We start from the raw sequence: 994 nt of genomic DNA on the forward strand, positions 1-994 counted from the left end.
CGTCGCCGAGGGTGCCGTCGCCGCGCGTCACGCCCTGCGTGAGCTGGCCGTGCTCGTAGCGCAGGCTCATGGCCACCCCGTCGATTTTCAGCTCGCACACATAGGCGTAGGGCGCGCCCTCCAGGCCCTTCTGCACCCGCTCGTCGAACTCGCGCAGGTCGTCTTCGGAGTAGGTGTTGCCCAGGCTGAGCATGGGAAAGCGGTGAACCGCCGTGGGAAACTGCTTGGTGATGGTGCCGCCCACGCGCCGGGTGGGCGAGTTGGGCTGGGCCAGCTCGGGGTGGGCGGCTTCGAGGGCCTGCAGCTCGGCCAACAACTGGTCGAACTCCTGGTCACTAACCTCCGATATATCAAGCTGGTAATACTGATGATTGAGGTGGTGCAGCCGCTCGGAGAGGGCCTGCATCTGAGACAAAATAGCGGAATTTTCGGACATGGCAAGGGTGCCGAAACAAGGCACAAGGGTCGGCAATGGAATGAAGTACGCAAGCTACGCCGGACAGATAAAACATGCGCCGGGCATAAAAAAAGCCACCCTTAGGGTGGCTCTGGCAGCAGTTTCAGGCTCAGCGAATAAGGGCTAGTTCACCACCCGCACGCCATCGGCCAGAAAGGTGAGCTGCTGCTCGTCCTGTGTGATGGCGGCAATTTCCTTTTCAGATTTGCCGGCGTCCTGGGCGTAGTGCTGCAGCTCGCTTTTGGGCACAGTGCTGCGGTAGGCCCAGCCGCTCACTACTACTTCGTGGCCGCTCAGGTCTTTGGGCACAAAAAAGGCGTAGTCGCGAAAGCGCACGCGCATTTCCTTGCCATCGGCGGTGGGCAGGGTCATCCAGCAGCCTTTGGCCTGGCACACGGCCGAGGCCTTGCCCACCAGCTTTACCTGGGCCGAGTCGCGGGTGCCGAGGGCAGTGGGTAGCGCGCTCATGGGTAGGGCGCCGGCGGGCGTAATGGCTGCGCCATAGGTTTGGCCGGGCGTGGCGGGGGCCACGGCGGC

2 protein-coding genes are annotated in these 994 nt (G+C 63.3%); both read right to left on the minus strand.

Annotation, left to right across the window (positions count from 1 at the left end):
• On the minus strand, positions 1 to 436 hold a 436-nt coding region (locus ACYVDE_RS24155; RefSeq protein WP_460504068.1), incomplete at its 3' end, for a DNA ligase LigA-related protein.
• A gap of 144 nt (positions 437 to 580) precedes the next feature.
• The coding region (locus tag ACYVDE_RS24160) for a DUF4920 domain-containing protein (RefSeq protein WP_460504069.1) at positions 581 to 994 on the minus strand (414 nt) is incomplete at its 5' end.

Source organism: Hymenobacter agri, assembly GCF_054778495.1.